The sequence below is a fragment of the Aeribacillus sp. JST-2 genome, from assembly GCF_056032925.1.
Genome location: NZ_JBVVUU010000088.1, coordinates 1 through 2,131 on the forward strand (window position 1 = coordinate 1; position 2,131 = coordinate 2,131).

General features: G+C 42.8%; 1 protein-coding gene and 10 tRNA genes. All 11 read right to left on the bottom strand.

What is annotated here, in order from left to right; translation table 11 throughout:
* Positions 1-84 precede the first annotated feature (84 nt).
* Positions 85-158 (bottom strand) — tRNA-Gly (locus AC0KTX_RS16615).
* A gap of 49 nt (positions 159-207) precedes the next feature.
* A tRNA-Pro gene (locus AC0KTX_RS16620) sits at positions 208-281 on the bottom strand.
* A 3-nt stretch (positions 282-284) separates the two neighbouring features.
* Positions 285-361 (bottom strand) — tRNA-Arg (locus AC0KTX_RS16625).
* A gap of 52 nt (positions 362-413) precedes the next feature.
* Positions 414-499 (bottom strand) — tRNA-Leu (locus AC0KTX_RS16630).
* Positions 500-504: 5 nt separating this feature from the next.
* Positions 505-586 (bottom strand) — tRNA-Leu (locus AC0KTX_RS16635).
* A gap of 6 nt (positions 587-592) precedes the next feature.
* Positions 593-668: transfer RNA gene (locus AC0KTX_RS16640), tRNA-Lys, on the bottom strand.
* A 332-nt stretch (positions 669-1,000) separates the two neighbouring features.
* A tRNA-Gln gene (locus tag AC0KTX_RS16645) sits at positions 1,001-1,075 on the bottom strand.
* A gap of 121 nt (positions 1,076-1,196) precedes the next feature.
* Positions 1,197-1,268, bottom strand: a tRNA-Glu gene (locus tag AC0KTX_RS16650).
* 8 nt (positions 1,269-1,276) lie between these two features.
* Positions 1,277-1,367 (bottom strand) — tRNA-Ser (locus AC0KTX_RS16655).
* A gap of 3 nt (positions 1,368-1,370) precedes the next feature.
* Positions 1,371-1,445, bottom strand: a tRNA-Asn gene (locus AC0KTX_RS16660).
* Between the two features lie 134 nt (positions 1,446-1,579).
* Positions 1,580-2,038 (bottom strand): SprT family protein, encoded by a 459-nt coding sequence (locus AC0KTX_RS16665; protein ID WP_474253150.1) that lies wholly within the window; start codon positions 2,036-2,038, stop codon positions 1,580-1,582.
* Between the last annotated feature and the right edge of the window lie 93 nt (positions 2,039-2,131).

Below are 2,131 nucleotides of genomic sequence, written 5' to 3' on the forward strand. Positions count from 1 at the left end.
AAAAAAGTTTATCCTCATATCTGCTCATTTCTTGAATCAACAGGAACGCTTTCGTTTTGTTCAGTTTTCAAAGATCAAGTTATTTGGAGCGGGTGATGGGAATCGAACCCACGACATCAGCTTGGAAGGCTGAGGTTTTACCACTAAACTACACCCGCATTAACATTTGTTTTTCCTATTGAGATGAAAATTTTTGCCCTCATAAAATCGGGAAGACAGGATTCGAACCTGCGACCCCATGGTCCCAAACCATGTGCTCTACCAAGCTGAGCTACTTCCCGCTATGGCGCGCCCGAGAGGAGTCGAACCCCTAACCTTTTGATCCGTAGTCAAACGCTCTATCCAATTGAGCTACGGGCGCAAATAGCAACTTTACTATAATAACAAAAACACAGGTAAATGTCAATATTTTTTGGTGCGGTAGAGAGGACTCGAACCTCCACGGGGTCGCCCCCACTAGGCCCTCAACCTAGCGCGTCTGCCATTCCGCCACTACCGCATTTATGCGGGTGGAGGGACTTGAACCCCCACGCCAAAAGGCGCTAGATCCTAAGTCTAGTGCGTCTGCCAATTCCGCCACACCCGCTTAAAATGGTGAGCCATGGAGGATTCGAACCTCCGACCCTCTGATTAAAAGTCAGATGCTCTACCGACTGAGCTAATGGCTCAAAATAAATCAATCAATTATTATTTTTTAAAAGTCAGATGTCCCTTCCTCTTCCAGCACTTTCAAGGATGATGGATGTGTCGGGACAACTCGCAACCTATTCAAAGGAGCTTTGCTCGTTGCTCTATCGACTGAGCTAATGGCTCCAATTTTCGATCCGTTTTTATGTCAGATAATCTTTTTCACAAGTTTTTTGAGAAAAAATATGTTAAGGCAGTTTCATCTGTTTTGATAAAGCTTCATCTGTTCTTCTCCTGTTAAACAAGCTGAAGCTCTCAAAGCGAAGTCGCTCAATAACAAACGCCAATTGCTTAACTTAATTCAACAAGAAAATGGCTGGGCTAGCTGGATTCGAACCAGCGCATCACGGAGTCAAAGTCCGTTGCCTTACCGCTTGGCTATAGCCCATCAAAAAGTCACGGAAATTAATTTAACATATTCACACAAAAAAGTAAAGATAAAATTTGCATTTTATCTCTTTAGGCTAGAAATAGGAAGTTTTTCAACTTCCTATTTCAAAAGTCCATGATGACCCGTACGGGATTCGAACCCGTGTTACCGCCGTGAAAGGGCGGTGTCTTAACCACTTGACCAACGGGCCGTTTTAAATGGCGGAGAAGGAGGGATTTGAACCCTCGCGCCGCTTACACGACCTACTCCCTTAGCAGGGGAGCCCCTTCAGCCACTTGGGTACTTCTCCTTATGGCTCCGCAGGCAGGATTCGAACCTGCGACCGTTCGGTTAACAGCCGAATGCTCTACCACTGAGCTACTGCGGAATATCAAACGACTGTTACTATTTTAAGGATCAACAAGTCGTTTGTCAACAACCAGTCCTCATTATATTTTTCTTTTGAAATATTTGGCCGAATCACGACGGCTTTTATAATTTACCACATCTTTATGCCTTTAGTCAACCTTTTTGTGAAAATTGAATTTTCCCACCGCATCTTCCGCAAACGTATCGTTCCAAATTGATTTTTCGCCTTCTAATAAATGTCTGAGAACAGACTTGACATTCATAAATATATATGCGGTTTGTTATATTCTGCGCATCTGTTAAAGGAGTGCAAAACCTTGGTGCATTTACTTTTTTTGAAAGGTCTTTAAAGTCCCGATCGCGGTGCCGGTATCCTTTTCCTTCTATGTGCAGATGGTAATGGCAAAGCTCATGCTTAATAATGCCGATGAGTTCTTCCAATCCGTGTTGTTCATAATATTTTCGGTTAATCTCAATATTGTGATTGTTTAGCAAATACCTTCCGCCTGTCGTGCGAAGACGATTATTGAAATAAGCTTTATGGCAGAATGGTTTTTCAAAATACTCGCTTGAAATTTGCTCTACAAGTTTTTGCAGCTGCTCATCATTCAAGTTTGACACCTACTTTGTCTCTTCACCATTTTCTGTGATTTGTACACGAACCTTGCATCATGTTAGCTGGATTTAGATGTCAATCAGACCGTC